Source organism: Achromobacter sp. D10, from assembly GCF_035282245.1.
In the GTDB taxonomy this organism is placed as follows: Bacteria; Pseudomonadota; Gammaproteobacteria; order Burkholderiales; family Burkholderiaceae_B; genus Achromobacter; species Achromobacter insolitus.
Genome location: NZ_JAYJLE010000014.1, coordinates 36,062 through 60,358, shown reverse-complemented (window position 1 = coordinate 60,358; position 24,297 = coordinate 36,062). Strand labels below are relative to the sequence as shown.

Genomic DNA, 24,297 nt, shown 5'->3' with positions numbered 1-24,297 from the left:
ATGCGCCAGATCATCTTTGACACTGAAACCACCGGACTGGACCCTGCCCAGGGGCATCGCATCGTCGAGATCGGCTGCGTGGAAATGGTCAACCGGATGACCACCGGCAACAACCTGCACATCTATCTGAACCCGGACCGCGACAGCGATCCCGAGGCCTTGGCGGTGCACGGCCTGACCACGGAGTTCCTGTCCGACAAGCCCCGCTTTGCCGACATCGCGGACGAGTTCGTGAAATTCATCCAGGGCGCCGAACTGATCGCGCACAACGCGGCGTTCGACGTCAAGTTCTTCAACGCCGAACTCGCCAAGACCGGGCGAGGCCCGGTCACCGACTACTGCGAGACGGTCACCGATTCGCTGCTGCACGCGCGTTCGCTGTTCCCGGGCAAGCGCAACTCGCTGGATGCGCTGTGCGACCGGTTCGGCATTTCCAATGCCCATCGGACGCTGCACGGCGCATTGCTGGACTCGCAGCTGCTGGCGGAAGTCTGGTTGGCCATGACCCGCGGCCAGGACGCGCTGCTGATCGACGTGGACGACGGCAATAGTGGCGGCGGCAGCGGTCTTGAACTGACTCGCTTCGATGCGTCGGGCCTGCCCGTGATCAAGGCCAGCGAGGCCGAGCTGGCCGAGCACGAAAACTATCTCGCTGCCCTGGATAAGTCCGTGGGCGGGGAGTGCACCTGGCGCAAAATCGAAGCACCGGTGGCGGCCGCTTGAAGTTTTTTCCTGGCGACTTGCACACGTTCAAAAAAACGTGCTAATATTTCGCCTCTTTCGGGGTGGTTAGCTCAGTGGTAGAGCACTGCCTTCACACGGCAGGGGTCACTGGTTCGAACCCAGTACTACCCACCAAAGACCCTTGGAAGATAACGTAAGCTCCGGTTGTTCCAGACTTATCGTTGTCGGCGTCCCAAGGTTAAAAGCTGTTCAAGCAGACGCTAAGCAAAAGCAGACCAAAGCAAAGAAAGCCAGCCGCGAGGTTGGCTTTTTTGTTTTTTGCGTTGTTTTTTTGCGCGCGGGGAGGGTTCTTCGCCCCGCATTCCAATCAGGGCGCTTTGTCCATGGCGCGCAGACCATTGCGCTGAACCGTCCCTTTCATTACCCTTCCTTTGATTTGACGCAAGCGGACTCTCATCGATTGAGCCGCGTCGCATGCAAGCCTGACTATCATTGATAACAAAGGCTTTGGCCCGTGGGGCCAGGCGTAGGCGAACAGGAGAAGGTCATGTCCGAGCACACCACCACCATGTTGATCATCATCGGCGCCGGCGTGGCGCTCATGCTGATCGGCTTCGGGCTGCGCGACCGTAATCTCGGCATGGGGCTGATGGGCATTGGCCTCATCACGGCCCTGGGCACGATCATCTACAAGGCCTACATCACTTTCTATTGACGACCAGTCCCGGGTGGTCGGGATTCAGCCTGTTTGCGCCTTGCGCGCCGCGCGCGCAAGCAGGCTGTCCAACTGGTTGGCGAACGCCTTGCGGTCGGCCTGGCTGAATGACGCCGGGCCGCCGGTATCGACGCCGCTTGCCCGCAGTTCTTCCATCATGTCCCGCAGCGCCAGCCGTTCCCGTATGGTTTCCGGCGAATAGCGCTCGCCACGGGGGTTCAGGGCCATCGCGCCTTTTTCCAGCACTTGCGCAGCCAGCGGGATGTCGCCGGTGATCACCAGGTCGCCCTGGGCCGCTCGTTCGGCGATATGGGCGTCGGCGACGTCGAAGCCGCGCGGCACCTGGACCGCGCGGATCAGCGGAGAGGGCGGGGTGTAGAGCATCTGGTTTGCGACCAGCGTCAGCGGCACCTGCCAGCGCTGGGCGGCGCGAAACAGGATGTCCTTGATGACTGCGGGGCAGGCGTCCGCATCGACCCAGATGTGCATTGCGCTTACTTGTCCAGCGCGTTCTGCAGCACTTCGGCCACGATGTCGTTGGTGGACACGCCGCGCTCTGCGGCCAGGGCGCGCAGCTTGTCGGCATGAGCCTGGCTCAGTTTGAGCGGGAACGGCACCAGGCCGGCGGCCTGGTCCAGCTTGCGCTGTTCGCGGCGGTCGAGCACTTGCGAGGCGGTGCCGAAGCGGTCCGGCGTGGCGGCTTGCTTGAGCTGGCCGGCCAGCTTCAGGGCCTGGTTTTTCTGCAGATCGAATTTATTCATGGAAATTCCTGGTAGGGAGCGCAATCATAAGCGCAACCGGCTTCAGTGGGGTTTGCCCTGCTCGAGCTTGGCCAGCCCTTCCTGGGCGCCGTCATGCAGCGGCACGGTCAGGCCGAGCCTGGCAGTGGCCAGGCCGACCTGGGCGCCCTGGGCCGATCCCGCCGCCAGCAGGTCCTGTCCCGTCACATAGACCGCGCGCACGATCACCAGGGCTTCGTCCCGGGTAAGGTCGGCGGTGGTGAGCAACAGCGCCGCCATGCCTACCGTGGGTATCGATTCGCGCTGATTGGGATAGGTGCCGGCCGCGATGTCCAGCGGCATCAGCGCGTCGTCGGCCGCCGTCAACGTCTTGATGGCGGCGGGGTCCAGAGGCAGCAGTTTCAGGCGGGCCTGGGTCAGGGCATCGCGCAAGGGCGTGGCGGGCACGCCGATCACCTGGGCGGCAGCGTCGACCGTGCCGGAATTCAGTGCCGGCAGGGACTCCGTGAACGGCGTGTCGACAACCGTGTAGTCGCGGCCGGCCTGCAGGCCGTGGGCAGCCAGCACGTTTTCCAGCGTGGCGCGCACTGCCGAGCCCTTCGGTCCGAGGGCGATGGTCTTGCCTTTGAGGTCGCGCACCCCGCGCAAGGCGGCGTCGTCGCGCACCACGATGTGGACGAGCTCCGGATACAGGCTGCCCAGCGCGCGCAGGCCGGTGAATGGGCCTTGCTCCGCAAATGGTCCCTTGCCGTCGTAGGCAAGCCGCGCCGTGTCGGCCTGCGCCAGCCCGACCACGGCGTCGCCGCTGCGCAGCAGCGCGATGTTTTCGACGCCGCCGCCGGTGATCAGCGGCGAGACCCGGATCTGCTGCTTGCGCGCCACGTCGCTCAGGGCCCGCGCGAACGCCACGTACTCACCGCGGTCCGGGCCGCCCGCCAGGGGGTAGCCCTGTTGCAGGCGGGCCAGCCGGCCGTTGATGCGCGCCACCGAACGTTCCAGTTCCTGCTGCACCACGTGTTGCGCGGTGCTGGAGGCGCTGTAGGAAACGGAATGGGTGATTTGGTCCAACGTGTCCAGCAGTTGGCGCGTGACGGGCGGCGGCGCGCCGGTGTCCAGGTTAGGCGCCGCCGCCGCTTTGAATCCGGCCGGCGTCACCAGCTTCCAGCTGTCGCCGTCCTTGCGATAGATGGCGCTGGCGTGTGCCACGATGCGATCGCCGGCCTGGTTGCCTCCGGATTTCACCCCGCTGATGCTGCGCGGGCCGGCGCCCAGCAGCGTTACCAGCGCGGCGGCGCCGGGCTGGTCCCAGGCGCCCAGGGTGATGTCGCGTCCAAGATCCAGTTCGACGTCGTAATAGACGACGCGGCGGGTTTCACCCGCCGGGGCGCTGCTATCCGATGCCGACCCCATGCGCGTGAGTTCCGCGATCCGGAAGAGGCCCGCGCCGTAGGCGGTGGTCAGGCTGTGTTCGACATCGGCCCGCAGGGCGTCGGTATCCGGCGCCCGGCCGCAGGCCGCCAGCACCAGGCAAAGACTCAGAATGACGAGGCGTTTGAACATGGTCACATACCCCCCACGAACGGCAAGGAGATCAGCGACGTCAGCACGATCACATTCAGGATGTCGACCAGGAAGGCGCCGGTGACCGGCACGACGATGAACGCTTCCGGCGCGGGGCCGTGGCGCCGCGTCAACGCCTGCATGTTGGCGATGGCGGTGGCCGTTGCGCCCAGCGCAAAGCCGCAGAACGCGGCCGACATGATGGCCGCCTCGTAGTCGCGCTTGAGCATGCGGAACACCACCCAGGCGGCGTACACCGCGCACACCAGAGTTTGCACCGCCAGCATCAGCGCCAGCGGGCCGGCCAGTCGCGCCACGCTGGACAGGTCCAGCGTCATCATCGTCATGCCCAGGAACAGAGACAGCGATATGGTGCCGATGATTTCGGTGGCACGGTCGTCCAGCTTCAGGCCCAGCCGTTCGCCGCCATTGCGGATGAGCACGCCGGTGGCCAGGCACCACAGAAAGTTGGGCAGGCTGACCGGGGCGTCCTCGACCAGCGCGGCCAGGTACCCCCCGACGACCAGGCAGACCAGCGCCGCGGTCAGGGACACAATGTAGGAGCCCGCGGTGGAGGCCGGGGCGTGTTCCATGAGGTCGGGGGCTTCGTGGCCGTCGCCGGGAACATGGTCCAGGCTGCCGGCCAATTTGTGCCGCCGCATGATCCATTCGGCCACCGGTCCGCCCACGACGCCGCCCAGCACCAGCCCCAGGGTGGCGGAGGTCATCGCCAGCGCCATGACGTCCTGGATGTTGTTGAAGTCGGCAAAACGCGTGGCATAGGCGGCGCCCGTGCCGTGTCCGCCCACCAGCGTGATGGTGCCGCCCAGAAGACCCATCAGCGGATGCATGTCCAGCAGCCAGGCCATGCCCAGCCCCACCGCGTTCTGCAGCACCAGGAACGGGATCAGGGCCAGCAGGAAGGCGATCAGCCGCGGGCCGCCCTTGGCCAGCAGCTTCAGGTTGGCGGTCAGGCCGATGCTGCCGAAGAACAGCAGCAGCAAGGTCGGCTTGATACTGGTTTCCAGCGAGACGGAAACGCCGCCCCAGGTCGACAGCAGGTACGCCAGCACGGCGAACAGCAGGCCGCCCACGATGGGGTCGGGAATGCTGTAGCGCGCCAGGACGCCGATGCGTGTGGTGAGCACACGTCCGATGACCAGGACGAGGCAGCATGCCAGCAGCGATTGAACGGGCGTAAGCGAGATCATAGATACCTTTGCACCCTGTCAGGGCACGGTGAATTTTCTGGCTATTGGAACCCTGCCGCCTCACACGGACTGAGGCTTATGTTACGTCCGCCGCGAGGGCGGTGTACATGGGGGCAGGGGGGCGGCGCGCGGCGCGGAGCCGGGCGGGCAGGGGGCGGCCCGCAGGCGGCCGGAACGGTTAGAGCGGAAATGCGCGCGACATGTATTGCGCGCGCGGGCCGTAGCCGGCGAGTTTCTCGGCCAGATCGGCGCTGTCTGCGCTGACGGGCCGATAGCCGTGGCGCTGCCAATAGCCCACGGCGGACTCCAGGGACACCAGGCTCGCCCGCCGCAGGCCACCTTCGTGCGCGCAGGCCGCGGCGGCGCGCAACAGTGCCTGGCCGACGCCCAGTCCTTGCGCCGACGGCGCCACGGCGCAGTCGTGCAGAAACCAGTGATCGGCGTCGGCCGGCAGCATGGCCAGCGCGACGTCCAGCGCGGGCGGCAGCCCGGAATCCCAAGGATAGGAAATCAAGTAGCCCAGCAAGCCGTCCTGGCTGGCGGAAGCCTGTGCCTGCGCGACCCAGCAATGGGCGGGGGCGAGCGCAAGGCGATTCTGGAAGAAGCCCGCGCTTTCCAGCAGGAAACCGGGATAGGCCAGGGTCTGTAGGGCCAGGATGGCGTCGATGTCGCTGGCCTGCATGGGCCGGACTTGATATTGCATGACAACCTGCGAAAACAAGAACTCGGGCGCATTTTACCGATGCCCGAGCGGATCCTCGCTTTACAGGGCTTCACAAATTGGGGACACAGGTTCACGCGACTTTATTGTTTTCAGGGATCGGCTCCCTAGAATTCGCCCTGGACTACCGGCTTTTCAGGACGCGGCGCATTTTATGAAAATTCAACGACCCCTTGCGCATACTGCTCGCCATAGTCCTGCATTCCGAGCTTAAAGTCATGCACATCCAGTTCCGGTCCGAACCCGTCTCCCCGCAAGTATTGACCAAGTCGTTTCCTCTGGAAGCGGTATGGCCGGCGGCCGAGGCTCCCGTTCCGTATGACACCTGCGTGACCTGCGTCATTCCCTGCCTGAATGAATGCGAGAACCTGCGAGTGTTGCTGCCGCTGCTGCGCAACCGCCTGGAAACGCTGTGCACGAGCTGGGAGATCATCGTGGCCGATGACGGCAGCACGGACGGCACGGAAGCGCTGATGGCCGAATGGACGGAACATGACGGCTTTCGCTATGTGCAACTGTCGCGCAACTTTGGCAAGGAAGCGGCGATCAGCGCCGGTCTTGAAGCGGCCAGTGGCAACGCGGTGATCTGCCTGGACGCGGACCTGCAGCATCCGCCCGCGCTGATCGAACAGATGCTTGCCCGTTGGGCGGCCGGAGCGGAAATGGTTTACGCCGTGCGCGAGACCCGGGCCGACGAATCCTGGGCCAAGCGCGCCGGCGCGCGCTGGTTCTACAAACTGTTGAGCGGCGCGCGGGGCGTGGACGTGCCGGCGCACGCCGGCGATTTCCGGCTGATGGACCGCAGCGTGGTGGATGCATTGATCGCGTTGCCCGAACGCACCCGTTTCATGAAGGGCCTGTACGCCTGGGTCGGCTTCAAGGGCGAGGCGCTGACCTATACGCCCGACGAACGCATGCACGGCGATAGCCGTTTCGGCAGCATGCGGCTGGTCCGGCTGGCGTTGGACGGATTGACCGCCTTCACCACCTGGCCGCTGCGCCTGGTCAGCCTGGTCGGCGTGGCGTTCGCCGTGCTGGCGCTGTCCTATGCTGTCTACCTGGTTGGCGAGTACCTGTTCTTTGGCAACGAGGTCTCCGGTTGGACGACCATCGTGACAGCGGTGCTGTTCTTTGCCGGGGTGAACCTGATTTCGCTGGGCGTGGTGGGTGAATACGTGTCCCGGATCTTCGATGAAGTGAAGGGGCGTCCGTTGTTCGTCGTGCGCCGGCGCCAAGGCCGGGCTTCGCGGCCAGGTCAAGGCCTGGGCTGACATGTTTGCCACGACTTTCGGGCGGCGCTCCGATTGGACCCCGCCGGCGGGACGCTTCCTGCTCGCGATAGGTGCGTGGCTCACGTTTCTGGCGTGGATCAGGCCGCTGACGCTGCCCGATGAAGGCCGCTACGCGGGCGTAGCCTGGGACATGCTGCGCAGTGGTTCGCATGCTGTGCCCCTGCTGGACGGCATGCCGTATTTCCACAAGCCGCCGCTTTTTTACTGGCTGACGGAGCTGTCTTTCTCGATTTTCGGCGTGCATCCCTGGGCGGCGAGAGCGCCTTCCTGGCTGGCCGCGTGGGCCGCTGCCGCGGCGTTGTACTGCTTTCTGCGGCGTCATCGTGATGCCGCGACCGCCGCGCTGACGGCGCTGATCCTGGCCACCACGCCATTTTTCTATGGCGGCGCGCAGTTCGCGAACCTGGATATGCTGGTGGCCGGCCTGATCACGTTATGTGTGCTGGCCGCCGCGGATGCGGCGTTGCGCTTCGAGCGTGGCGAGGCCTGGCGCGGCATGTCTTTGGCCGCCGGCGCGCTGGCGGCGCTTGCGGTACTGGCCAAGGGCCTGATCGGACTGGTGCTGCCGGGCGCCATCCTGCTGATCTGGCTGGTGTGGGAGGGGCGCTGGCGCAGTCTGGGCGCGTTGCTCTGGCCCCCCGCGGTGCTGGTGTTCTTCGCCGTGGCGACGCCATGGTTCATCTTGATGCAGCAGCGCTATCCCGGCTTTTACGACTACTTCTTCGTCTATCAACATCTGCAGCGTTTCGCGGCCAGCGGCTTCAACAACGCGCAGCCGTTCTGGTTCTACTTGCCGGTCCTTGCCGGGCTCAGCCTGCCATGGTCGCTTTGGGGCGGGGGAATTCTGCGCAAGGCATTCTGGGAAGGTCCGCAGCGTAGCCTGCGGCGCCTGGCATTGGTGTGGTTTGCGGTTGTGCTCGTATTTTTTTCGCTGCCGGATTCGAAGCTTGTGGGCTATGTATTGCCGGCGCTGGCGCCCTTGGCTCTATTGCTGGCCGAAGTGATCCAGGGCGCCCGGCGCGCCGATGCGGACTCGGCCACTCGCCTGGTGCGCCTGAGCGTGGCCGTGGGGGCTGGGATCTGCGTCATCGCCGTGGGCGTCGCCGCACACAATGCGCGCGGCAGCGCGGGGCCCTTGGCCAAGGTGGTGCGGGAGCAGGCGCGGCCGGACGACACTTTCGTGTCGCTGCACACCTATCCCTTCGATCTGGCGTTGTATGCAAGGGCTGTGCGGCCTGCGTGGGTGGTGGACGATTGGCACAACCCGGAGGTGCCAGTGCGGGACAACTGGCGCAAGGAGCTGTACGACGCGGCCCAATTCGATCCGGCGACGGGCGGACAGGTGCTGCTGAATCCCGCGGAGTTCAACGCGCGCCTTTGCACCGCCGAGGAAGGGGCGCGCTATTGGGTATGGGGCACCGCGGCGGATAACCCGGTCTATTTGCCGTTGCAGGGCCTGGCGCCGGTGGCCAGCAGCGTGAAGTACGTAATGTGGCGCGTCGACGTGGATGCGGCCCTCAGGCAGCGGGTTTGTGGCGGAACGCCCAAAACCGGCTGACGATGAAAGTCGCGACGGCGAGCCCGAGCAGGATCAGCGCGAGCAGGATGTCGTAGCGGATGGCAGTGTTGTGCAGCAGCCAGGCGTACGCGGCCTCGTTGATGAGGAAGCCCGCCGCTGACACAAAGAAGAAACGGCGCGCTGCTACCGTCCAGGGAGTTTTGGAATGTCGGAACGTAAGCCGGTAATGGCCGGTGAAGGAAACCGCGAATGCGATCAGCCAGCCGACCAGGTTGGCGGCCAGGGGCGGCATGCGCAAGAGTTCGACGCACCCCACGGCGACAGCCCAATGGGTGGCTGCGGCGGCGCATCCGACAGCAATGAAGGTGCTTACTTGTTGCAGCAGAGCGCGCATGAAAGCAGTGGGGAAAGGGAAGTCAAAGGTATAGCGATGAGCAAACGTATCGTGGTCTGCGGTGATGATTTTGGCATGAATGCCGATATCGATGAAGGCATGATTGCGCTGGCCGGCATGGGCCGTCTGAGCGCGGTCAGCTGCCTTGCGCTGGGCCCTTCGTTCGCGGCGAACGCAGAGCGGCTGGCGCCGATGAACGTGGACATCGGTCTGCACGTGAACTTCACCGAAGCGCTCGCGCCCGGCGCTGAACCCATGCCGGCGCTGAGCCGTCTGATCCTGAATGCCTACGCGGGGCGCCTGGACACAGGGTGGATCGAGGCGCAGCTTGAACGCCAGTTCGACGCCTTCGAGGCGGCATTTGGGCGCGCGCCGGATTACGTCGACGGCCACCAGCACGTGCATCAACTGCCCGGCATCCGCGAACGTTTGCTGCAACTGCTCAAGCGCCGTTACGGAACCCGCATGCCATGGCTGCGCCAGACCGCGCCGGGCATGCAGTTCGGCATTCCCTGGAAGGAAGCCATCAAGGCGCGCGTCATTGGCGCGCTTGGGTCCGCGGCGCTGGCGCGCCAGGCGCGCAAGGACGGCATGCGCACCAATCGCCGGCTGCTGGGAGTCTACGGCTTCGAAGGTGGCAAGCGCCGCTACGCGGACCTGTTGCAGAACTGGCTATTCAACGCGCGCGACTGCGATCTGCTTATGTGTCATCCCGCGCTGGGCAGCAAGGACGGCAGCGCCATGTCGCGCCAGCGCCGCGCGGAATTCGACGTTCTGGCCAGCCCCAAGCTGGGCGACTGGCTTACGGTCAACGGCGTGCACATTTCGCGTTTGCCGGCCACGGCGCGCTGATCGCGGAGAGGCCCGCGCGAAGCTTGCTGCGGGAGCAGCCTAGACGCCCGTCAGGCTTTGCAGCAGCCAGGCGCCCGCCGGGCCCAACGCGCGGCGCCGCGACCAGACGGCGTCGACGCGGATGTGGCGCGGCCAGCCCGGCGCCTTCAGTTCCACCAGCTGATCCTGGCCGAAGCGCTGGATCATCCAGCGCGGCAATTCGGTCCAGCCGAATCCGCGGCTGGCCATTTCCAATAGCATCAGATAGCCCGGCGCCGACCACGTGGCGTAGGCCGGCTCCGTTTCCTTGTCGCCCAGTTCGTAAGTGCTCAGGCGCAGCGCGCGCTCGGATTTCAACTGGTCTTCGGTGACCTGGGCAAGCCGGGCCAAGGGGTGGCTGCGGCCCACGCACAGCACAATTTCCGACAATTCGGCCAGGGTGGCGTGCGCCACGTCGGGCGGATAGCTGTCCTGGGCAGCCATCAAACCCAGGTGGGCGCGGCCTTGCTGCACCAGCGCCACCACGTCCTCATACTCGGCGATCAGGCATTCGAAGCGCAGGGCCGGATAGCGCTGGTCGATCTGGCTGAGCATGGTTTCGAAGGTTTCCGATTGGAACGTGTCGGACAGCACCACCGTCAGGCGAGGCTCCAGGCCTTCGGCCAACTGGCTGGCGCTGCGGTTCAGCCTGTCGTTGGCCGCCAGCACTTGCAGAGCCTGGCCCAGCAGGACCTGGCCCGCCTCGGTCAGGACAGGCTGGCGCTGGCTGCGGTCGAACAATGCGACGTTCAGGTCCACCTCGAGGTTGGCGATGGTTTCGCTGACGGTGGACTGGCTTTTCCCGAGCTTGCGGGCGGCGGCTGAAAACGTGCCTTCGGAGGCGACCTGGGCGAACGCCGCCAGGGATTCCAGGGAGTGGCGCATGGCAGGGGCTCCGGTTGTATCGGTTTTTCCGATGAAATCTATCTTTATAGTAACGGAAATATCGTCGAGAATCCCTGCCACTGAGTAGCAACCGCCCGCAGGTGGGTCATGACGCAAGCCAAGAAATCCATTAAAGAACGTTTCCTCCACGCATTTCTGTTCGAAATCATCGCCATCGGGCTGTGTGCCCCGGCGGCCGCCTGGGCCATGGGCAAGTCCCTGTTCGAAATGGGCGTGCTGACCGCGGTGATCGCCTGGATCGCGCTGGTCTGGAACATGATCTACAACGCCGGCTTTGACCGCATCGAGAACCGCATGGGCTGGACCCGCACGCTACGGCTGCGCGTGGTGCACGCCTTCGGCTTCGAGCTGGGCCTGATCCTGATCGTGATCCCGCTGGCGGCATGGTGGTTGAACATCAGCCTGTGGCAGGCTTTTGTGCTGGATATCGCACTGGTGTTGTTCTACCTGCCCTATGCCTTCCTGTATAACCTGGCGTATGACCGTTCGCGGCCCCGGGTCATGCAGTGGCTGGCCCGCCGCAATGGGCAGGCCGCCCCGGCCGTCACGCGTCAATCACCTTGCGCGTGAACATCTCCAGATAGTCCATCAGCGAGTCCGCGCCCTTGATGGCCGCGGACTCGTTGCCGGTGGCGATGCCTTCGGCCATCAGCATGTGGCGGCGCGCGCCTTCGGCAATGTCGCCTTCGTGCTGATACGCATACCAGAAGCGCCGGCACTGGATGATCAGCGGCGCCACCGCGTTCACCGCGGAAGCATTCCGGCATGCCTGGTGGCAGACGTGATCCAGCAACTGGTCTGCGTGCATGTAGTCGTCGAGATTGCCGCCCTCGGCCGCGCGGATCATCTGCGCCGCGCAATCCACGATCTGGCTGCGCTGAGCCGGAGTGGCGCGGCGCGCGGCGCTGGCCGCGATCAGTTGCTCGAGTGCCCGGCGGGTCTGGATCAGGTCCATGTGATCCGCGAGCTGGATCATGGACACGCGCAGGCCGCGCCTCGGCTCCTGGCGTATCAACCCGGCGGCCACCATGCGCAGCAGCGCTTCGCGCAGCGGCGTGCGTCCCAGGCCGGTCTTCTCCACCAGATCCGCTTCCACCACCGCACTGCCGGGCTGCAATTGCAGCGTGGCGATCATGCTCTCGATCTGGTCGTAGGCCACATCGGCGGTTCGCCGTTTGGATTCTGCTCCTGCCATCAACTATTGTTTTCCTTCGTTTTGCGCCACTGCGCGTAGGCCAGCCATTCGCCGACAAATCCGCGCCGGAAGAACGACACGCACAACACGAAAATCAGTCCGATGACGATGGTGACGACGTCGCCCAGGGTGGCAAGGTAATTCTGCAAGCTGACGACCAGCGTCGCGCCCACCACAGGCCCCCAGACCGTGCCGATGCCGCCCAGCAGCGTCATCAGCAGCACTTCCGTGGAGGTGGCGAGCGAAACGTCGTTCAATGCAACCAGCTGGAGCACCAGCGCCTTCAGCGAACCGGCCAGGCCGGCCACCGACGCCGACAGCACGAAGGCCAGCAGCTTGCACCGGTCTGTATCGTAACCTAGCGATATGGCGCGCGGCGCGTTGTCACGGATGGTCTTGAGCACCTGGCCGAATGGCGAATGGATCACCCGGTAGACGAACAGGAAGCCCAGTACGAAGACTGCCAGCGCGAAGTAATACATATTGGTGTCGACGCTCAGGTCGACCAGGCCCAGGAACTTGCCGCGCGGAATCCCTTGCATACCGTCCTCGCCGCGAGTCCAACCCACCTGCACCGCCATGAAATACGCCACTTGCGACAGCGCCAGCGTGATCATCGCGAAGTAGATGCCTGTGCGCCGGATCGCCAGCCAGCCGATCGCATAGCCGATGGCGGCGGCCATCGCCACGCCGCAGGCCATGGCGATTTCGGGCGGCAGGCCGCGGGCGCCGAACAGGATCATCATTTCGCCAGCCGCGTACCCTGCCCAGCCGAAGAAGGCGGCGTGGCCGAAGGACACCAGGCCGGTAAAGCCGGTCAGCAGGTTGAAGGCCAGCGCGAATAGCGCAAAGCACAGCACCTTCATGACGAACACCGGGTAGACGATCTGCGGGAAGAACGGCACCAGCAGGGCCGGCACCAGCAGCAGCGCCAGGATGCGGATCGAGGAGGGAATGCGCTGCACCTTATTTCTCCTTGCCGAACAGGCCCGCGGGGCGTGTCAGCAGAACAATGGCCATCACGATGAACACAACCACCGTCGAGGCTTCGGGATAGAACACTTTGGTCAGGCCTTCCAGCAGGCCCAGCGCCAAGCCGGTGACGATGGCGCCCATGATGGAGCCCAATCCCCCGATGACGACCACTGCGAACACGATATTCAGCAAGTTCGAACCCATCAGCGGGTTGATCTGCATGACGGGCGCGGCCAGCACGCCGGCCACGCCGGCCAGCGCCACGCCGAAGCCGTAGGTCAGGGTGATCATCACCGGCACATTGACCCCAAAAGCTTGCAGCAGCTTGGGATTTTCGGTGCCGGCCCGCAGCATGGCGCCCAGGCGGGTCCGCTCGAACAAATACCAGGTCGTAAAGCACAGCGTCAGGGACGCGACCACCACGAAGGCCCGGTAGGCCGGCAGGAACATAAAGCCCAGGTCGTAGCCGCCCTGCAGGATCTCGGGCGGTTCGTACCCTACGCCCGAGATGCCGTAGAAGTAGCGGAAGCCGCCTTCCATCATCAGCGCAATGCCGAAGGTCAGCAGCAGACCGTACAGGTGATCCAGGTGGTATAGCCGTTTAAGCAGTGTCTTCTCGATCGCGATGCCCACCAGCCCCACCAGCAGTGGCGCCAGGATCAACGCGGCCCAGAAGTTGATCTGGACGCCCGGCCCCAGCAGCTGCGGCAGCTGCGTGAAGCCGATCCAGGCCAGGAACGCCGCCATCATGAACTGGGCGCCGTGCGTGAAATTGACGATATTGAGCAGGCCGAAAATGATGGCCAGCCCCATGCTCAGGATGGCGTAGAAGCAGCCGTTGATCAGGCCCACCAGCAGTTGGGCGAGCAAGGCGGAAAGCGAGATGTCGAACATAGTAGGCGGCGGGCGGACAGGTGTCGCGTCGATTTCCGGAAAGCCGCGGCGGCGGTGCGCCACGGCCAGGGCAGCCGGCGCCGTACGTCGAGCGTGCGGCGCATGGCGGCTTTACGTCTTGTTCAGCGAGCACGCGGCCTGGGGCTTGGGAAATACGTCCTCGCCCTTGAGCACCGACTTCACGTTGTAGTAGTCCCAGGGCGCCTTGGATTCTTTGGGCGTCTTTACCTGCAGCAGCAACATGTCGTGCACCAGAGCGCCGTCGGCGCGCAGCTTGCCGTTGCGGATCACGGGGTCGTTGATGGTCATTTCGCGCAGCTTGGCCATCACGGCCGGCGCGTCATCGGTGCCGGCGGCTTCGATCGCCTTCAAATAGGACAGCGTGGCGGAATACACGCCGGCCTGCGAAGCGGTCGGCATCTTCTTGGCCTTCTCGAAGAATTTCTGTGCCCACGCCCGCGAAGCGTCGTCATAGTCCCAGTAGAAAGCTTCGGTCAGGTACATGCCCTGCGCCTTGGCCAGTCCCATGCTGTGCACGTCCGAAATATAGGTGAGCAGCGGCGCCACGATCTGTTTTTTGTTGATGCCGAATTCGTTGGCTTGCTTGACCGCATTGACCGTGTCGTTGCCCGCGTTGGCCAGTGCGATGACGTCCGCCTTCGAAGCTTGCGCCTTCAGCAGGAACGAGGAAAAGTCATTGCCGGGGAAGGGATGGCGCGATACCCCCACCACATTCCCGCCGTTCTCCTGGATGACCTCGGTGCCGTCCTTTTCGAGCGAGTGGCCGAAGGTGTAGTCGGCGGTGATGAAGTACCAGCTCTTTTTGCCTTCCTTGACGAGCGCGCGGGCCGTGCCGGCGGCGAGGGCGTAAGTGTTGGTCGTCCATTGGGCGTTCAGCGGCGAGCACTTCTCGCCCAGGATGGCGGTGGACAGGCCCGCCGAAGGCATGGTCACGCGGTTCTTCTGCTTGGCGATCTCCATCACCGCCAGCGCGGTGGACGCCGTGGGGAAGTCGGTGATCATGTCGACCTTGCCTTGGTCGAACCATTCGCGTGCCAGGTTGGCGGCGACGTCGGGCTTGTTCTGATGATCGGCAGAGACCACTTCCACCGGTTTGCCCAGCACTTTGTTGCCCATCTCTTCGGCCGCCAAACGGGCGGCGATCACGGACCCATTGCCGGCCAGGTCGGAATAGACGCCGGACAGGTCGGTCAGCACGCCGATCTTGACCACGTCGTCGCTGACCTGGGCTTGGGCGGCGCCGATCATGCCGACAGAGAACAGCGCTGCTGCGATTCGATTCAATTTCATCTGACTACGCTCCGTGTAGGAAGGGGACTGCGGTCGGAAGGAATGAGGCTGGAACACTCAAATCAAATGCCGAGCAGGGCATTCAGCTTGTCTTGCGATTGCTGGACCTCGGTGCGGTCGATTACCGCTACGACCTGACCGTGCTCGATGACGTAATGGCGGTCGGCCAGGTGTTGGGCGAAGCGGAAGTTCTGCTCGACCAGCACGGTGGTGTAGCCGCGCTCTTTCAATTGCCGGATCACCCGGCCCAGGGACTGCACGATGACCGGGGCCAGGCCTTCGGTGATTTCGTCTAGCAATAGCAGACGGGCGCCGGTGCGCAGAATGCGCGCCATCGCCAGCATCTGCTGTTCGCCGCCCGACAGCCGTGTGCCGGGGCTGTGCGCGCGCTCTTTCAGGTTGGGGAACATCTCGTAGATCTCTTGCACCGACATGCCGTCCGGTCCTACCGAGGGCAGCAGCATGAGGTTTTCCTCGGCGCTCAGCGACGCATAGATGCCGCGTTCCTCGGGGCAGTAACCGATGCCGCGCCGCGCGATCTTGTGCGGCGGCAGGCCCACGGTTTCCTGGCCCTGGATACGGATGGAGCCGCTGCGGCGGCCCACCAGGCCTAGAATGGACTTCAGGGTCGAACTGCGGCCCGCGCCGTTCCTGCCTAGCAGGGTGACGCATTCGCCCGGCTTCACGTCCAGGTCGATGCCATGCAGGATGTGCGATTCGCCGTACCAGGCGTGCAGATTGCGGATCTCCAGCATGTTGGAGGTTGCGCCCGAGGCGGCTTCATTCATCTTCGACTCCCATATAGGCTTCGCGCACGGCTGGGTTTTCCGAGACGCTTGCGTAGGGGCCTTCGGCGAGGATTTCGCCTCGTTGCAGAACGGTGATGGTGTCGGAGATATCTGCCACCACTTTCATGTTGTGCTCGACCATGAGGATGGTGCGGCCGGCGGATACCTGCTTTATCAGGTGTTTGACCTGGTCCACGTCCTCGTGGCCCATGCCCTGGGTGGGCTCGTCCAGTAGCAATAGCTCGGGTTCAAGCGCCAGCGTGGTCGCGATCTCCAGCGTGCGTTTGCGGCCATAGGGCAGGTCGCCCGCGGCGACGTCCAGGTGCGTGCGCAGCCCGACCTGGTCCAGCAGTTCCTCGACGCGGTGATGCAGGCTTTCCAGCGTGCTTTCCGAACGCCAGAAGCAGTAGTCCACGCCCAGCTTGCGCTGCAGGGCGACGCGCACGTTCTCGCGCACCGACAGTTGCGGGAAGACGGCGGATATCTGGAACGAGCGCACGATGCCGCGGCGCGCGGTCTGCGCGGGGCGTTCCTGCGTGATGTCCACGCCGTCGTACAGGATCTCGCCGCGCGTCGGGATGTGGAACTTGGTCAGCAGGTTGAAGAAAGTGGTCTTGCCCGCGCCGTTGGGGCCGATGAGCGCATGGATGGCGCCGCGGCGCACGCTCATGTTGACATTGTTGACGGCCACGAAGCCGCGGAATTCCTTGCTCAGGCCCCGGGTCTGAAGAATGATGTCGCTTTGCATGATGTCCGTTAGGCTTGCGGGAGGACAGGCCCTGGCGCGTCGCGGCCCCGCCACGCGCCAAGGGATTCGTGCTTCTTCCGGAGCCCGGCCTTACTTCGACTGGTACTGCGCGGGGCGCTTGGCCAGCGAGGCCTGGATGATGGCGGCGCAGCGTTCGCGCTCAGCGCCGGTCAACGGCAGGCGAGGGCGGCGCACGTATTCGTTGCCCACGCCCGCCATGGTTTCCGCCAGCTTGATGTTCTGTACCAGCTTGGTCGAAACGTCCAGGTGCAGCAGCGGCGTGAACCATTGATAGAGCGCCAGCGCTTCCTGCCACTTGCCGGCCTTCATCAGGTCGTACAGGGCTACCGTCTCGCGCGGGAAGGCGGTGACCAGTCCGGCCAGCAGGCCGTCCGCGCCCAGCGCCAACGCTTCGAACGACAGGTCGTCCACGCCGATGAACAGCTGGTAGCGGTCGCCCAGCGCATTGCGCAGGTCGGTCAGGCGGCGCACGTCGTCGCTGCTTTCCTTGATGGCGACCAGCCATTTGCAGTCGGCCAGTTCGGCCATGTGCTCGGGCTTCAGGTCCACCCGGTAGGCAACGGGGTTGTTGTAGATCATGCAGGGCTTTTGCGCCGCTTCGGCCATGGTGCGGATGCTCTGCATCGCTTCACGCGAGTCCGCCACGTAAATCAGCGAGGGCATCAGCATGAAGCCGTCCACGCCCAGCTCCACGGCAGCCTTGATGAAGCGCAGTGCCTCGCGAGTGCTGGTTTCGGACACGTTGGCCAGGACGGGAATGCGGCCGGCGCTGACTTCGACGGCGCAGCGCGTCACTTCCAGCTTTTCTTCAAGGGTGAGGGTGCTGGCTTCGCCCAGCGAGCCGCAGGTGACCAGGCCGTGTACGCCGTTGTCGATCAGGAAGCCGAAGTGCTTGCGCATCGCCTCGAAGTCGAGGGTCTCGTCGGCATGGAACTTACTCGTTACGGCAGGGAAGACGCCCTGCCAATGCACGTTACTCAACTGGCTTCTCCTCAAGATGCCGTCGCTTCAATGGCGGAGCGGCGAGCAGGTGCAAAGTCTAATATCTAACAAATATATTTAGAAGATATTTTGATTCGGGGATTTCCCGGGGCGGGTCATCCCGAAGCCGGTCTTCCGGGCGGGCGTGTGGCAGTGCTGAGGATGGGCGAGGAGCGGCAGCAGGCCTTAAGGCCTGCTCCGGGCGCGAAGGCTAGCCGGCCTTGCGTGGGTAGGCGCGGCTCGCGTCCTGCATGAAGGTCTTTACCGCGGTTTCGTACTGCGCGCCGCTGCGGAACGCGCCCGAGTGCGAGGCGCCTTCGATCTTGACCAAGCGCTTGAGCTCGGGCGCGACGTTGCTGGCGGCTGCGTAGAGTTCGTCGCTCATGGTGTGCGGCACCACGCGGTCGGCGGTGCCGTGCATGAACAGCATCGGCGTGCGCATGCGGGCCAGCTTGTCCACCGAGGCGAATGGTTGCGTGACCAGCAGGCTTGCGCCCGGCAGTTTGCCCCAACGCAGCGTGGCCAGCATTGCGCCGATGCTCGTAAAGCTGGACTCCACGATCAGGCCGGCAAACGCGGGCTGTTCCGGACGCGCGGCCAGATCGATTGCGATCGCGCCGCCCAGGCTATGGCCGTAGATGAAACGGCGTGACGGATCGGGCTGGATCCGGGCCAGTTCCTTCAAGCCGGCCATGGCGTCTTCCAGCGCGCTTTCCTCCGACGGCAGGCGCGGAGTCGACGCCCCGAAACCGCGATAGTCAATGGCCAGCACGGAATAGCCCATGCGCGTCCAGCCGTCGATGCGAAAGGCGCTGCCATTCAGGTTCCAGCGTGCGCCGTGCAGGTACAGCACGGTCGGCGCGCCGGCCTGCGGGCTTTGCCAATACCAAGCGCGTATTTTGTCGCCGCCGGCCAGCGTCAGGTCATAGACCTTGGTGCCGGCGGCGGGCTCGCGCCACCAGGTCTGCGGTTCGGACTGGGGAGAAAAAATGGTCTGCCGTTGCCAGGAATCGAGCTGAGAGCAGCCCACGACACTGGCGCCCGCAAGCAGGGCGACGGCGAACAGGCGGCGGGGAGAGAATCGGGTTAGGGCGGGCATGGGATATCTGACCCTGGCGGGGCGGCTGGGTTCCGGCATCAGCATACTTCGGGATGGACTTCGCGCGTCAAGGCCAGCCAGGCCTGGGCGGCGTGCGACAGGTAGCCGCCTCGGCGCCAGACCTGCACCATTTCCCAGTCCGTGCCGGCATCGCGCAGCGGCACGCGCGCCACGCCGGCATGGAGCTCTTCACGGGCCTTCAGGCGCGGCAGGAAAGCGACACCGAGCCCTGCAGCCACCAGCGCCACGATGAAGTCGATCTGGCCGCTGCGCGCGGCGATGGACGGTGCGAAGCCGGCACGCTGGCAGGCGTCGTAAATGATGCGGTTCAGGGCAAAGCCCGTTTCGAACAGTACGAAGGGCGAGTCCCGCAGTTCGCTTAGCCCCACGCTGTCGGCGCGCGCCTTGGGATGGTCCGCGGGCATCAGCGCCACCAGCGGTTCGCGGGCCACGGGCTGCCATTCAAAAATGTCGGGCACTGGCTTGAGCGAGGCCGCCAGCTCGATTTCGCCGGCCATCACCATTTCTTCCAGGCGGCGGCTGCCGTGTTCCACCAGGCTGATCTCGACCTGCGGATAGCGGCTGCGGAAGCGCGCGAACATCGGCGCAAACAGGGTGCTGCTGCCCAGCGGCGGCAGGCCCAGGCGCAGCACGCCGCGCTTGAGCCCCTTCAATTCGTCGAGTTCGGCATACAAGTCGTCGCGCTGCGCCAGCATGGCCACGGCGCGGCGGTAGACGATTTCGCCAGCAGCCGTCAGCCGCGGAGGCTGGGCGTGGCGGTCCAGCAACGGCATGCCCAGTTCGTCTTCCAGCTGACGCACCGCCTTGCTCACGGTGGGCTGGGTGGCGAAGACTGCCTTGGCCGCTTGGGAGAAACCGCCCTGGCGGACCACTTCGACCAAGGCGCGCAAGGGGCGCAGTTCCATGCGTATTCCCAGTTGGAATAGGTTGAATTCAATGAATTCATTTTATCTATATGGCGCGGAGGCGTAAAACATCTACTGCCCGCAGGAACCCATTCGATGTCTCGCCTACCCCTCGCCATTCTTCTACGCAGCTGGCTGCGCCGCAGCCGCGTGTTGCAGATCTGCCTGCTGGTTCTCTTCTCTTTGTTGGGCCAGGCGCTGGCCCAAGTGCTGGGCCTGCCCGTGCCGGGCGGCGTCATAGGCATGGCGTTGGTGCTGTTCCTGTTGGCCACGCGCCGGCTGCGCGTGCGCAATGTGCACCGGGGGGCCAGTTGGCTGCTGGGCGAGATGCTGCTGTTCTTCGTGCCCGCCGTCATGTCGCTGCTGGATCATCGTGAATTCCTTGGCCTGCTGGGGCTGAAGCTGCTGGCCGTCATCCTGCTGGGCACCGCCCTGGTGATGACCGGCACCGCCTTGACCATCGATCTCTGCTACCGCTGGATGAACCGCCATGCCGGCTGATTTCAACCTGCTGTTCTGGCCTGCCGCGACCGTGCTGGCATATGTGTGCGCGCGCCTGCTTTACCGGCGCTACGCTTACTGGTGCACATCGACCCTGGTCGTGGCGCCCGCGCTGCTGCTGGCGCTGGCCATTGCGCTGCATACCGGGTATCGGGACTACATGGCAGGGTCGCATTGGCTGATGGCGATGCTGGGCCCGGTCATCGTCGCCTTCGCACTACCGCTATACGAGCAGCGCGCGCTCATCCGGCGTTATTGGCCCGTGCTGGTGGCTGGCGTGGCGGTGGGCAGCCTGATCGCGGGTGCCAGCGCCTGGATGCTAGGCAGTCTGCTGGGCCTATCGCCAGACCTGCGGCTGAGCCTGTTGCCGCGCTCGGTGGCCACGCCGTTCGCCGTGGCCGTGTCGTCCCATGTGGGCGGAGTGCCTGACCTTACCGCCGTTTTCGTGATCGTCACGGGCGTGTTCGGCGCCGCGCTCGGCCAGTTAATGAGGCGTTGGTTGCCGTTGCGTTCGGCGTTGGCGCGCGGGGCGCTGTTTGGCATGGGCGCACATGGCGCCGGAACGGCCAAGGCCCGCGAACTGGCGGCCGATGAGGGCGCCGTCGCCGGCCTGGTGATGGTTATGGCGGGCCTGTTCAACGTGCTGGTCACGCCCGCCGTGGTGGTGGGATTGCTTGCCTGACGGCCGTGTCAGTGCACCAGTTCCAGTACTACCGGATACAGAGAGGCCACCAGCAGCAGCGCCATGCCCACATTGAAGGCGCGGATTGCCCACGGCTTGTGCAGCACGCGGCGCAGCGCCGTGCCGAAAGTCACCCAGATGCCGATGCTGGGCAGGTTGACGATGCCGCAGACGACCGTGGCAATGATCAGGTTGGCGAAGAAGCCGTTCTGCGGCGTGTAGGTTGCGATCACGCCCACGGCCATGACCCAGGCCTTGGGATTGACCCACTGGAACGCGGCGGCCTGCAGAAAGGTGAAGGGCTTGCCGCGGGCCTCGCCGTCGTCCATTTCGCCGGAATTCGCAATCTTCCAGGCCAGGTACAGCAGATAGGCCGCGCCTGCGTACTTGAGTACGGTGTATAGCTGCGGCACTTGCTGGAATACCGAGCCCAGCCCGATGCCAACCAGGAAAATCATCAGCGTGAAACCCAGGTTCACGCCCAGCAGGTGAGGCACGCTGCGCCGGAACCCGAAATTCAGGCCGGACGAAGCCAGCATTACGTTGTTGGGTCCGGGCGTGATCGAACTGACGAGCGCGAACATCGCCAAGGGGCCCAGCAGGGACAGCGACATCAAGGGCACGTCGGCCCAGTTGGCGGGAAACAGATTCATTTTTTGGTCCTGACGATGGCGCGGCGTCCGCCGGCGATAACGGCGATCACGGCAGCGGCGAAGAAATAGGTCGCCGGTTCCACGGACTCGCCAAACAACATGGCGGCCGCCACGACCGTCAGGAACGGCTGCAGCAACTGCACTTGGCCGACCCGGGCGATTCCACCCACGGCCAGGCCTCGATACCACGCAAAAAAGCCCAGAAACATGGAGCCCAGCGCCAGATAGGCGCAGGCATAGATCACCGGGGCGCTGGGCCAACTGGCCTGTTGCGCGGCCATCCAGCCCACAGGCGCCGCCACCACCGGGGCGCTGATCGCGAGCGCCCAGCAGATTGTGCGTCCGCCGCCCAGGGTGCGCGAGGCGCGGGCGCCTTCGGCATAGCCCATCCCGCCCAGCAGCACGGCCGCCAGCAACCACAGATAGCCCGGTTCCAGCGTGCCGTTGCTTTGCCGCCAGGCGTAGGCCGTGACCAGCGCTGCACCCAGTACCGCCCATGTCCAGAACGCAGGCGACGGACGCTCGCCGCTGCGTAACGCGGCAAAGGCGGCGGTCGACAACGGCAGCAGCCCATTGAACACGGCGCCCTGCGCCGCCGGCACGGATTGCATGGCAAGCGAGGATGCCAACGGCCAGCCCACCACGATGCCCAGCGCGGCCAGGATCACGCCGGGCCACTCCTCACGGTTCGGCCTGCGGGCGCGTGTCAACCAGAGCACGGCGACAGCTGGCACGGCCGCCAGGAGCGCGCGGCCCAGCCCCACCAGCAGCGGCGCCAGTTCGCCGACCGCCAGGCGGGTCATGGGTAGTGTCAGGGAAAAGACCATTACGCCCAGAAAGCCATAGCCGTAGCCCTCCCAGAGCGGGGCAGGCGCGGCGGGCGCGCCCTGGGAGGTCGGATAGAAAGCGGGACGGGTCATCACAGCCACCAAGAAAGGGGAACGCCAGGGCTACCCGCTATTGCGGGTTTTCGGCATTGCTGTCACTCTACGCATAGTCATCGGTACAGTACCGGTACACTTTTGCATGTCACTTTAATCACTGGCCTGGTGAAATCTCCATGACAGTTGCTTCTGCCGCTGCTTCCACCTCCATGCCCTGGCAGCCCGTGCGCCAGGCCGATGCCACTCTGGTGGCACAGTTGGCCGACGGGCTCGCGCGCCGTATCGACGAACAGGGCCTGCGGCCCGGCACCCGGCTGCCGTCGATCCGCAAGATGGCAGAACAGTCCGGCGTCAGCCGTTTCACCGTCGTCGAGGCGTATGACCGCCTGGTCGCCCGTGGCCTGGTGCAGTCGCGCCGGGGCGCCGGCTTTTTCGTCCGGGCGCGCAGCGGGCAACTGGCCGCCGTTGCCAGCGCGGCGCCCGTGTCCCTGGCGCCTCCCGCGCGGATCGACGTCGCCTGGCTGCTGCGCAGCATGTTCCGCGACGCCAATCCTTCAGGCATGCCGGGCGGCGCGGGCCTGTTGCCGGCGGATTGGCTGGATCCCGAGATGGTGGCGGGGGCGGTGCGCGCCGTGGGGCGCTCCGTGCGCGGCCACTTGGTCAGCTATGGGCATCCCCAGGGCTTCGCGCCGCTGCGCCAGCAGATCGCCGCGTTCCTGCAGAACGATGGCGTGCCGGCGCATCCGGAGCTCAACCTGTTGACCACGAACGGGGTGACACACGGCCTGGACCTGATCGCGAGGCATCTGGTCAAGCCGGGCGACACCGTGCTGGTCGAAGATCCCGCGTGGTTTGTCATTTTTGGCCGGCTGGCCGCATTCGGCGCGCGCCTGATCGGCGTGCCCCGCGGGCCCGATGGCCCCGACACGGCGCTGCTCGAGCAACTGGCGGCGCAGCACAAGCCCAAGCTCTTCATCATCAATGGTTCGGTGCACAACCCCACCGGCCACAGCCTGTCGGCGGGCGCCGCCTATGACATCCTGCGCATCGCCGAGCGCCACGATTTCCTGGTGGTCGAGGACGACACCTACGGGGAACTGCATCCGGGCGGGGCCATGAAACTGGCCGCCCTGGACCGCCTCAAACGGGTGATCCTGGTGGGCGGCTACTCCAAGATGCTGGCGGCCAGCCTGCGCGTGGGCTATCTGGCGGCGAATCCCGAGATTCTGCAAAAACTGGCGGACCTCAAGATGCTCGCCGGCCTGACTTCGCCCGAACTGGGTGAACGGGTCATTCACCGCGTGCTCATGGAAGGGCAGTACCGGCGCCATATCGAGCGTGTGCGCCTGAGGGTGGACGACGCCCGGCAACGCTGCCTGAAAGGGCTTTTGAAGCTGGGTTTGACAGTGCACCACGAGCCGCATGCGGGCATGTTCGTGTGGGCAGACTACGGCCGCGATACCGAGGCGTTGGCGCGCGTTGCGGCCGACCACGGCATGCTGCTGGCGCCGGGCACGCTGTTTTCGCCCTCCCAGGCGCCGTCGACCATGCTGCGCTTTTCGGTCACGATCGTCGATCATCGCGGCGTCTGGACGGATCTGGAAAAAATCTTCGCGCAAAACGCCGCCAGCAATTAATAATAGAGAGCTATCTCGTTGAAGCCATTGAAGGAATCGCCATGTCCGCACCCATCAAGCCCCTGACCCAGAATTTCGCCGTCGCGCCGCAGCTCGGCCCGGACGACATGGCGGACGTCGCCGCCGCCGGCTACAAAAGCGTCATCATCAACCGTCCCGATTTCGAAGGCGGCCCTGACCAGCCGACCGCAGCCGACGTCTCCAAGGCCGCGTTGGCCGCCGGCCTGCAGATCGAATATCAACCCGTGGTGGGCAGCGCCATGACCGCCGCCGACGTGGTGCGCTTCGCGGAGCTGCTGCGCACGCTGCCGGGCCCCGTCCTGGCGTACTGCCGCACCGGCACCCGCTGCACCAACCTGTTCGCCGCCGCCCAGCAGTTGGGCTGAACGC

29 protein-coding genes and 1 tRNA gene are annotated in these 24,297 nt (G+C 65.1%); 12 read left to right on the top strand and 18 right to left on the bottom strand.

What is annotated here, in order from left to right:
- The 4 genes from dnaQ to VCS63_RS26130 all read left to right on the top strand — a co-directional run bounded on the left by dnaQ (position 1) and on the right by VCS63_RS26130 (position 1,399).
- Positions 1-723 carry a DNA polymerase III subunit epsilon gene (gene dnaQ, locus VCS63_RS26145; protein WP_042796364.1) on the top strand — a complete coding sequence of 241 codons (723 nt, stop codon included), beginning with the start codon at positions 1-3 and terminating at the stop codon, positions 721-723.
- A 60-nt stretch (positions 724-783) separates the two neighbouring features.
- Positions 784-858: transfer RNA gene (locus VCS63_RS26140), tRNA-Val, on the top strand.
- A 7-nt stretch (positions 859-865) separates the two neighbouring features.
- Positions 866-1,180 (top strand): hypothetical protein, encoded by a 315-nt coding sequence (locus VCS63_RS26135; RefSeq protein ID WP_323881462.1) that lies wholly within the window; start codon positions 866-868, stop codon positions 1,178-1,180.
- A gap of 51 nt (positions 1,181-1,231) precedes the next feature.
- Entirely contained in the window at positions 1,232-1,399 is a 168-nt protein-coding gene (locus VCS63_RS26130; RefSeq protein ID WP_042796365.1) for a hypothetical protein, read from the top strand.
- Between the two features lie 24 nt (positions 1,400-1,423).
- Here the strand turns inward: VCS63_RS26130 and VCS63_RS26125 are convergent, their stop codons facing one another.
- The 5 genes from VCS63_RS26125 to VCS63_RS26105 all read right to left on the bottom strand — a co-directional run bounded on the left by VCS63_RS26125 (position 1,424) and on the right by VCS63_RS26105 (position 5,592).
- Positions 1,424-1,888: a YaiI/YqxD family protein gene (locus VCS63_RS26125; protein ID WP_063639737.1), complete on the bottom strand. Its 465-nt coding sequence runs from the start codon at positions 1,886-1,888 to the stop codon at positions 1,424-1,426.
- A gap of 5 nt (positions 1,889-1,893) precedes the next feature.
- Positions 1,894-2,160, bottom strand: a complete 267-nt coding sequence (locus VCS63_RS26120; protein WP_042796367.1) for a hypothetical protein — start codon at positions 2,158-2,160, stop codon at positions 1,894-1,896.
- A 42-nt stretch (positions 2,161-2,202) separates the two neighbouring features.
- Positions 2,203-3,705 (bottom strand): TAXI family TRAP transporter solute-binding subunit, encoded by a 1,503-nt coding sequence (locus VCS63_RS26115; protein ID WP_063639736.1) that lies wholly within the window; start codon positions 3,703-3,705, stop codon positions 2,203-2,205.
- Positions 3,702-4,910 (bottom strand): sodium/glutamate symporter, encoded by a 1,209-nt coding sequence (gltS, locus tag VCS63_RS26110; RefSeq protein ID WP_063639735.1) that lies wholly within the window; start codon positions 4,908-4,910, stop codon positions 3,702-3,704. Before gltS ends, VCS63_RS26115 begins: the two co-directional genes overlap by 4 nt.
- A 178-nt stretch (positions 4,911-5,088) precedes the next feature.
- The gene (locus tag VCS63_RS26105) at positions 5,089-5,592 is read right to left on the bottom strand and encodes a GNAT family N-acetyltransferase (protein ID WP_042797543.1); all 504 of its coding nucleotides are present in this window, start codon (positions 5,590-5,592) and stop codon (positions 5,089-5,091) included.
- A gap of 257 nt (positions 5,593-5,849) precedes the next feature.
- Between VCS63_RS26105 and VCS63_RS26100 the strand changes: the two genes are divergently transcribed.
- Positions 5,850-6,902 carry a glycosyltransferase family 2 protein gene (locus tag VCS63_RS26100; protein WP_042797544.1) on the top strand — a complete coding sequence of 351 codons (1,053 nt, stop codon included), beginning with the start codon at positions 5,850-5,852 and terminating at the stop codon, positions 6,900-6,902.
- A gap of 1 nt (position 6,903) precedes the next feature.
- Positions 6,904-8,481, top strand: a complete 1,578-nt coding sequence (locus VCS63_RS26095; RefSeq protein ID WP_063962528.1) for a glycosyltransferase family 39 protein — start codon at positions 6,904-6,906, stop codon at positions 8,479-8,481.
- Here VCS63_RS26095 and VCS63_RS26090 read toward each other — a convergent pair.
- Complete coding sequence (locus VCS63_RS26090; protein WP_082884516.1) at positions 8,441-8,836, bottom strand: GtrA family protein; 396 nt, start codon at positions 8,834-8,836, stop codon at positions 8,441-8,443. The genes VCS63_RS26095 and VCS63_RS26090 overlap by 41 nt on opposite strands.
- Before the next feature lie 36 nt (positions 8,837-8,872).
- Between VCS63_RS26090 and VCS63_RS26085 the strand changes: the two genes are divergently transcribed.
- Positions 8,873-9,688: a ChbG/HpnK family deacetylase gene (locus VCS63_RS26085; RefSeq protein ID WP_323881460.1), complete on the top strand. Its 816-nt coding sequence runs from the start codon at positions 8,873-8,875 to the stop codon at positions 9,686-9,688.
- Positions 9,689-9,727: 39 nt separating this feature from the next.
- Here VCS63_RS26085 and VCS63_RS26080 read toward each other — a convergent pair whose 3' ends face one another.
- Positions 9,728-10,591: a LysR family transcriptional regulator gene (locus tag VCS63_RS26080; RefSeq protein WP_042796369.1), complete on the bottom strand. Its 864-nt coding sequence runs from the start codon at positions 10,589-10,591 to the stop codon at positions 9,728-9,730.
- A 108-nt stretch (positions 10,592-10,699) separates the two neighbouring features.
- On the opposite strand from VCS63_RS26080, the gene VCS63_RS26075 reads away from it, so the two are divergent.
- Positions 10,700-11,182 carry a multidrug/biocide efflux PACE transporter gene (locus VCS63_RS26075; protein WP_042796370.1) on the top strand — a complete coding sequence of 161 codons (483 nt, stop codon included), beginning with the start codon at positions 10,700-10,702 and terminating at the stop codon, positions 11,180-11,182.
- Here the strand turns inward: VCS63_RS26075 and VCS63_RS26070 are convergent.
- From VCS63_RS26070 to VCS63_RS26030, 9 genes are all read right to left on the bottom strand, one after another.
- Complete coding sequence (locus VCS63_RS26070) at positions 11,157-11,807, bottom strand: GntR family transcriptional regulator (protein WP_063639732.1); 651 nt, start codon at positions 11,805-11,807, stop codon at positions 11,157-11,159. The two genes, VCS63_RS26075 and VCS63_RS26070, sit on opposite strands and share 26 nt — an antisense overlap.
- Complete coding sequence (locus tag VCS63_RS26065) at positions 11,807-12,772, bottom strand: branched-chain amino acid ABC transporter permease (RefSeq protein WP_076816313.1); 966 nt, start codon at positions 12,770-12,772, stop codon at positions 11,807-11,809. Before VCS63_RS26065 ends, VCS63_RS26070 begins: the two co-directional genes overlap by 1 nt.
- 1 nt (position 12,773) lies before the next feature.
- Complete coding sequence (locus tag VCS63_RS26060) at positions 12,774-13,676, bottom strand: branched-chain amino acid ABC transporter permease (protein ID WP_063639730.1); 903 nt, start codon at positions 13,674-13,676, stop codon at positions 12,774-12,776.
- A gap of 111 nt (positions 13,677-13,787) precedes the next feature.
- Complete coding sequence (locus VCS63_RS26055) at positions 13,788-14,987, bottom strand: ABC transporter substrate-binding protein (protein WP_063639729.1); 1,200 nt, start codon at positions 14,985-14,987, stop codon at positions 13,788-13,790.
- A 62-nt stretch (positions 14,988-15,049) separates the two neighbouring features.
- Complete coding sequence (locus VCS63_RS26050) at positions 15,050-15,775, bottom strand: ABC transporter ATP-binding protein (RefSeq protein WP_063639728.1); 726 nt, start codon at positions 15,773-15,775, stop codon at positions 15,050-15,052.
- Positions 15,768-16,523, bottom strand: a complete 756-nt coding sequence (locus VCS63_RS26045; protein ID WP_416379211.1) for an ABC transporter ATP-binding protein — start codon at positions 16,521-16,523, stop codon at positions 15,768-15,770. Before VCS63_RS26045 ends, VCS63_RS26050 begins: the two co-directional genes overlap by 8 nt.
- Before the next feature lie 90 nt (positions 16,524-16,613).
- Positions 16,614-17,525, bottom strand: a complete 912-nt coding sequence (locus VCS63_RS26040) for a dihydrodipicolinate synthase family protein (protein ID WP_063639727.1) — start codon at positions 17,523-17,525, stop codon at positions 16,614-16,616.
- A gap of 211 nt (positions 17,526-17,736) precedes the next feature.
- The gene (locus VCS63_RS26035; RefSeq protein WP_042796371.1) at positions 17,737-18,624 is read right to left on the bottom strand and encodes an alpha/beta hydrolase; all 888 of its coding nucleotides are present in this window, start codon (positions 18,622-18,624) and stop codon (positions 17,737-17,739) included.
- Positions 18,625-18,662: 38 nt separating this feature from the next.
- Positions 18,663-19,550: a LysR family transcriptional regulator gene (locus VCS63_RS26030; protein WP_323881456.1), complete on the bottom strand. Its 888-nt coding sequence runs from the start codon at positions 19,548-19,550 to the stop codon at positions 18,663-18,665.
- A 96-nt stretch (positions 19,551-19,646) separates the two neighbouring features.
- Between VCS63_RS26030 and VCS63_RS26025 the strand changes: the two genes are divergently transcribed.
- Together VCS63_RS26025 and VCS63_RS26020 are read left to right on the top strand one after the other, a co-directional pair.
- Positions 19,647-20,051: a CidA/LrgA family protein gene (locus VCS63_RS26025; RefSeq protein WP_042796373.1), complete on the top strand. Its 405-nt coding sequence runs from the start codon at positions 19,647-19,649 to the stop codon at positions 20,049-20,051.
- The gene (locus VCS63_RS26020) at positions 20,041-20,733 is read left to right on the top strand and encodes an LrgB family protein (RefSeq protein WP_042796374.1); all 693 of its coding nucleotides are present in this window, start codon (positions 20,041-20,043) and stop codon (positions 20,731-20,733) included. The genes VCS63_RS26025 and VCS63_RS26020 overlap by 11 nt, the downstream gene beginning before the upstream one ends.
- An 8-nt stretch (positions 20,734-20,741) precedes the next feature.
- Here the strand turns inward: VCS63_RS26020 and VCS63_RS26015 are convergent, their stop codons facing one another.
- Both VCS63_RS26015 and VCS63_RS26010 read right to left on the bottom strand, forming a co-directional pair.
- Positions 20,742-21,386 carry a LysE family translocator gene (locus VCS63_RS26015; protein ID WP_042796375.1) on the bottom strand — a complete coding sequence of 215 codons (645 nt, stop codon included), beginning with the start codon at positions 21,384-21,386 and terminating at the stop codon, positions 20,742-20,744.
- The gene (locus tag VCS63_RS26010) at positions 21,383-22,306 is read right to left on the bottom strand and encodes a DMT family transporter (RefSeq protein ID WP_323881454.1); all 924 of its coding nucleotides are present in this window, start codon (positions 22,304-22,306) and stop codon (positions 21,383-21,385) included. The genes VCS63_RS26015 and VCS63_RS26010 overlap by 4 nt, the downstream gene beginning before the upstream one ends.
- A 140-nt stretch (positions 22,307-22,446) precedes the next feature.
- Here VCS63_RS26010 and VCS63_RS26005 point away from each other — a divergent pair, with 140 nt between their 5' ends.
- On the top strand, positions 22,447-23,907 hold the full coding sequence (locus VCS63_RS26005) for a PLP-dependent aminotransferase family protein (RefSeq protein WP_162726405.1): 1,461 nt from the start codon (positions 22,447-22,449) through the stop codon (positions 23,905-23,907).
- 41 nt (positions 23,908-23,948) lie between these two features.
- Complete coding sequence (locus tag VCS63_RS26000; RefSeq protein WP_042796377.1) at positions 23,949-24,293, top strand: TIGR01244 family sulfur transferase; 345 nt, start codon at positions 23,949-23,951, stop codon at positions 24,291-24,293.
- Positions 24,294-24,297 lie beyond the last annotated feature (4 nt).

Excerpts from the sequence above, each read along its gene's own strand:
- VCS63_RS26105 (WP_042797543.1), bottom strand. The coding sequence starts at position 5,592 with ATGCAGGCCAGCGACATCGACGCCATCCTGGCCCTACAGACCCTGGCC.
- VCS63_RS26085 (WP_323881460.1), top strand. The coding sequence starts at position 8,873 with ATGAGCAAACGTATCGTGGTCTGCGGTGATGATTTTGGCATGAATGCC.
- VCS63_RS26090 (WP_082884516.1), bottom strand. The coding sequence starts at position 8,836 with ATGCGCGCTCTGCTGCAACAAGTAAGCACCTTCATTGCTGTCGGATGC.
- VCS63_RS26120 (WP_042796367.1), bottom strand. The coding sequence starts at position 2,160 with ATGAATAAATTCGATCTGCAGAAAAACCAGGCCCTGAAGCTGGCCGGC.
- VCS63_RS26015 (WP_042796375.1), bottom strand. The coding sequence starts at position 21,386 with ATGAATCTGTTTCCCGCCAACTGGGCCGACGTGCCCTTGATGTCGCTG.
- VCS63_RS26055 (WP_063639729.1), bottom strand. The coding sequence starts at position 14,987 with ATGAAATTGAATCGAATCGCAGCAGCGCTGTTCTCTGTCGGCATGATC.
- VCS63_RS26060 (WP_063639730.1), bottom strand. The coding sequence starts at position 13,676 with ATGTTCGACATCTCGCTTTCCGCCTTGCTCGCCCAACTGCTGGTGGGC.
- VCS63_RS26035 (WP_042796371.1), bottom strand. The coding sequence starts at position 18,624 with ATGCCCGCCCTAACCCGATTCTCTCCCCGCCGCCTGTTCGCCGTCGCC.
- VCS63_RS26070 (WP_063639732.1), bottom strand. The coding sequence starts at position 11,807 with ATGGCAGGAGCAGAATCCAAACGGCGAACCGCCGATGTGGCCTACGAC.
- VCS63_RS26000 (WP_042796377.1), top strand. The coding sequence starts at position 23,949 with ATGTCCGCACCCATCAAGCCCCTGACCCAGAATTTCGCCGTCGCGCCG.
- dnaQ (WP_042796364.1), top strand. The coding sequence starts at position 1 with ATGCGCCAGATCATCTTTGACACTGAAACCACCGGACTGGACCCTGCC.
- VCS63_RS26050 (WP_063639728.1), bottom strand. The coding sequence starts at position 15,775 with ATGAATGAAGCCGCCTCGGGCGCAACCTCCAACATGCTGGAGATCCGC.
- VCS63_RS26125 (WP_063639737.1), bottom strand. The coding sequence starts at position 1,888 with ATGCACATCTGGGTCGATGCGGACGCCTGCCCCGCAGTCATCAAGGAC.
- VCS63_RS26010 (WP_323881454.1), bottom strand. The coding sequence starts at position 22,306 with ATGACCCGTCCCGCTTTCTATCCGACCTCCCAGGGCGCGCCCGCCGCG.
- VCS63_RS26045 (WP_416379211.1), bottom strand. The coding sequence starts at position 16,523 with ATGCAAAGCGACATCATTCTTCAGACCCGGGGCCTGAGCAAGGAATTC.
- VCS63_RS26075 (WP_042796370.1), top strand. The coding sequence starts at position 10,700 with ATGACGCAAGCCAAGAAATCCATTAAAGAACGTTTCCTCCACGCATTT.
- VCS63_RS26080 (WP_042796369.1), bottom strand. The coding sequence starts at position 10,591 with ATGCGCCACTCCCTGGAATCCCTGGCGGCGTTCGCCCAGGTCGCCTCC.
- VCS63_RS26095 (WP_063962528.1), top strand. The coding sequence starts at position 6,904 with ATGTTTGCCACGACTTTCGGGCGGCGCTCCGATTGGACCCCGCCGGCG.
- VCS63_RS26025 (WP_042796373.1), top strand. The coding sequence starts at position 19,647 with ATGTCTCGCCTACCCCTCGCCATTCTTCTACGCAGCTGGCTGCGCCGC.
- VCS63_RS26005 (WP_162726405.1), top strand. The coding sequence starts at position 22,447 with ATGACAGTTGCTTCTGCCGCTGCTTCCACCTCCATGCCCTGGCAGCCC.
- VCS63_RS26100 (WP_042797544.1), top strand. The coding sequence starts at position 5,850 with ATGCACATCCAGTTCCGGTCCGAACCCGTCTCCCCGCAAGTATTGACC.
- VCS63_RS26030 (WP_323881456.1), bottom strand. The coding sequence starts at position 19,550 with ATGGAACTGCGCCCCTTGCGCGCCTTGGTCGAAGTGGTCCGCCAGGGC.
- gltS (WP_063639735.1), bottom strand. The coding sequence starts at position 4,910 with ATGATCTCGCTTACGCCCGTTCAATCGCTGCTGGCATGCTGCCTCGTC.
- VCS63_RS26130 (WP_042796365.1), top strand. The coding sequence starts at position 1,232 with ATGTCCGAGCACACCACCACCATGTTGATCATCATCGGCGCCGGCGTG.
- VCS63_RS26020 (WP_042796374.1), top strand. The coding sequence starts at position 20,041 with ATGCCGGCTGATTTCAACCTGCTGTTCTGGCCTGCCGCGACCGTGCTG.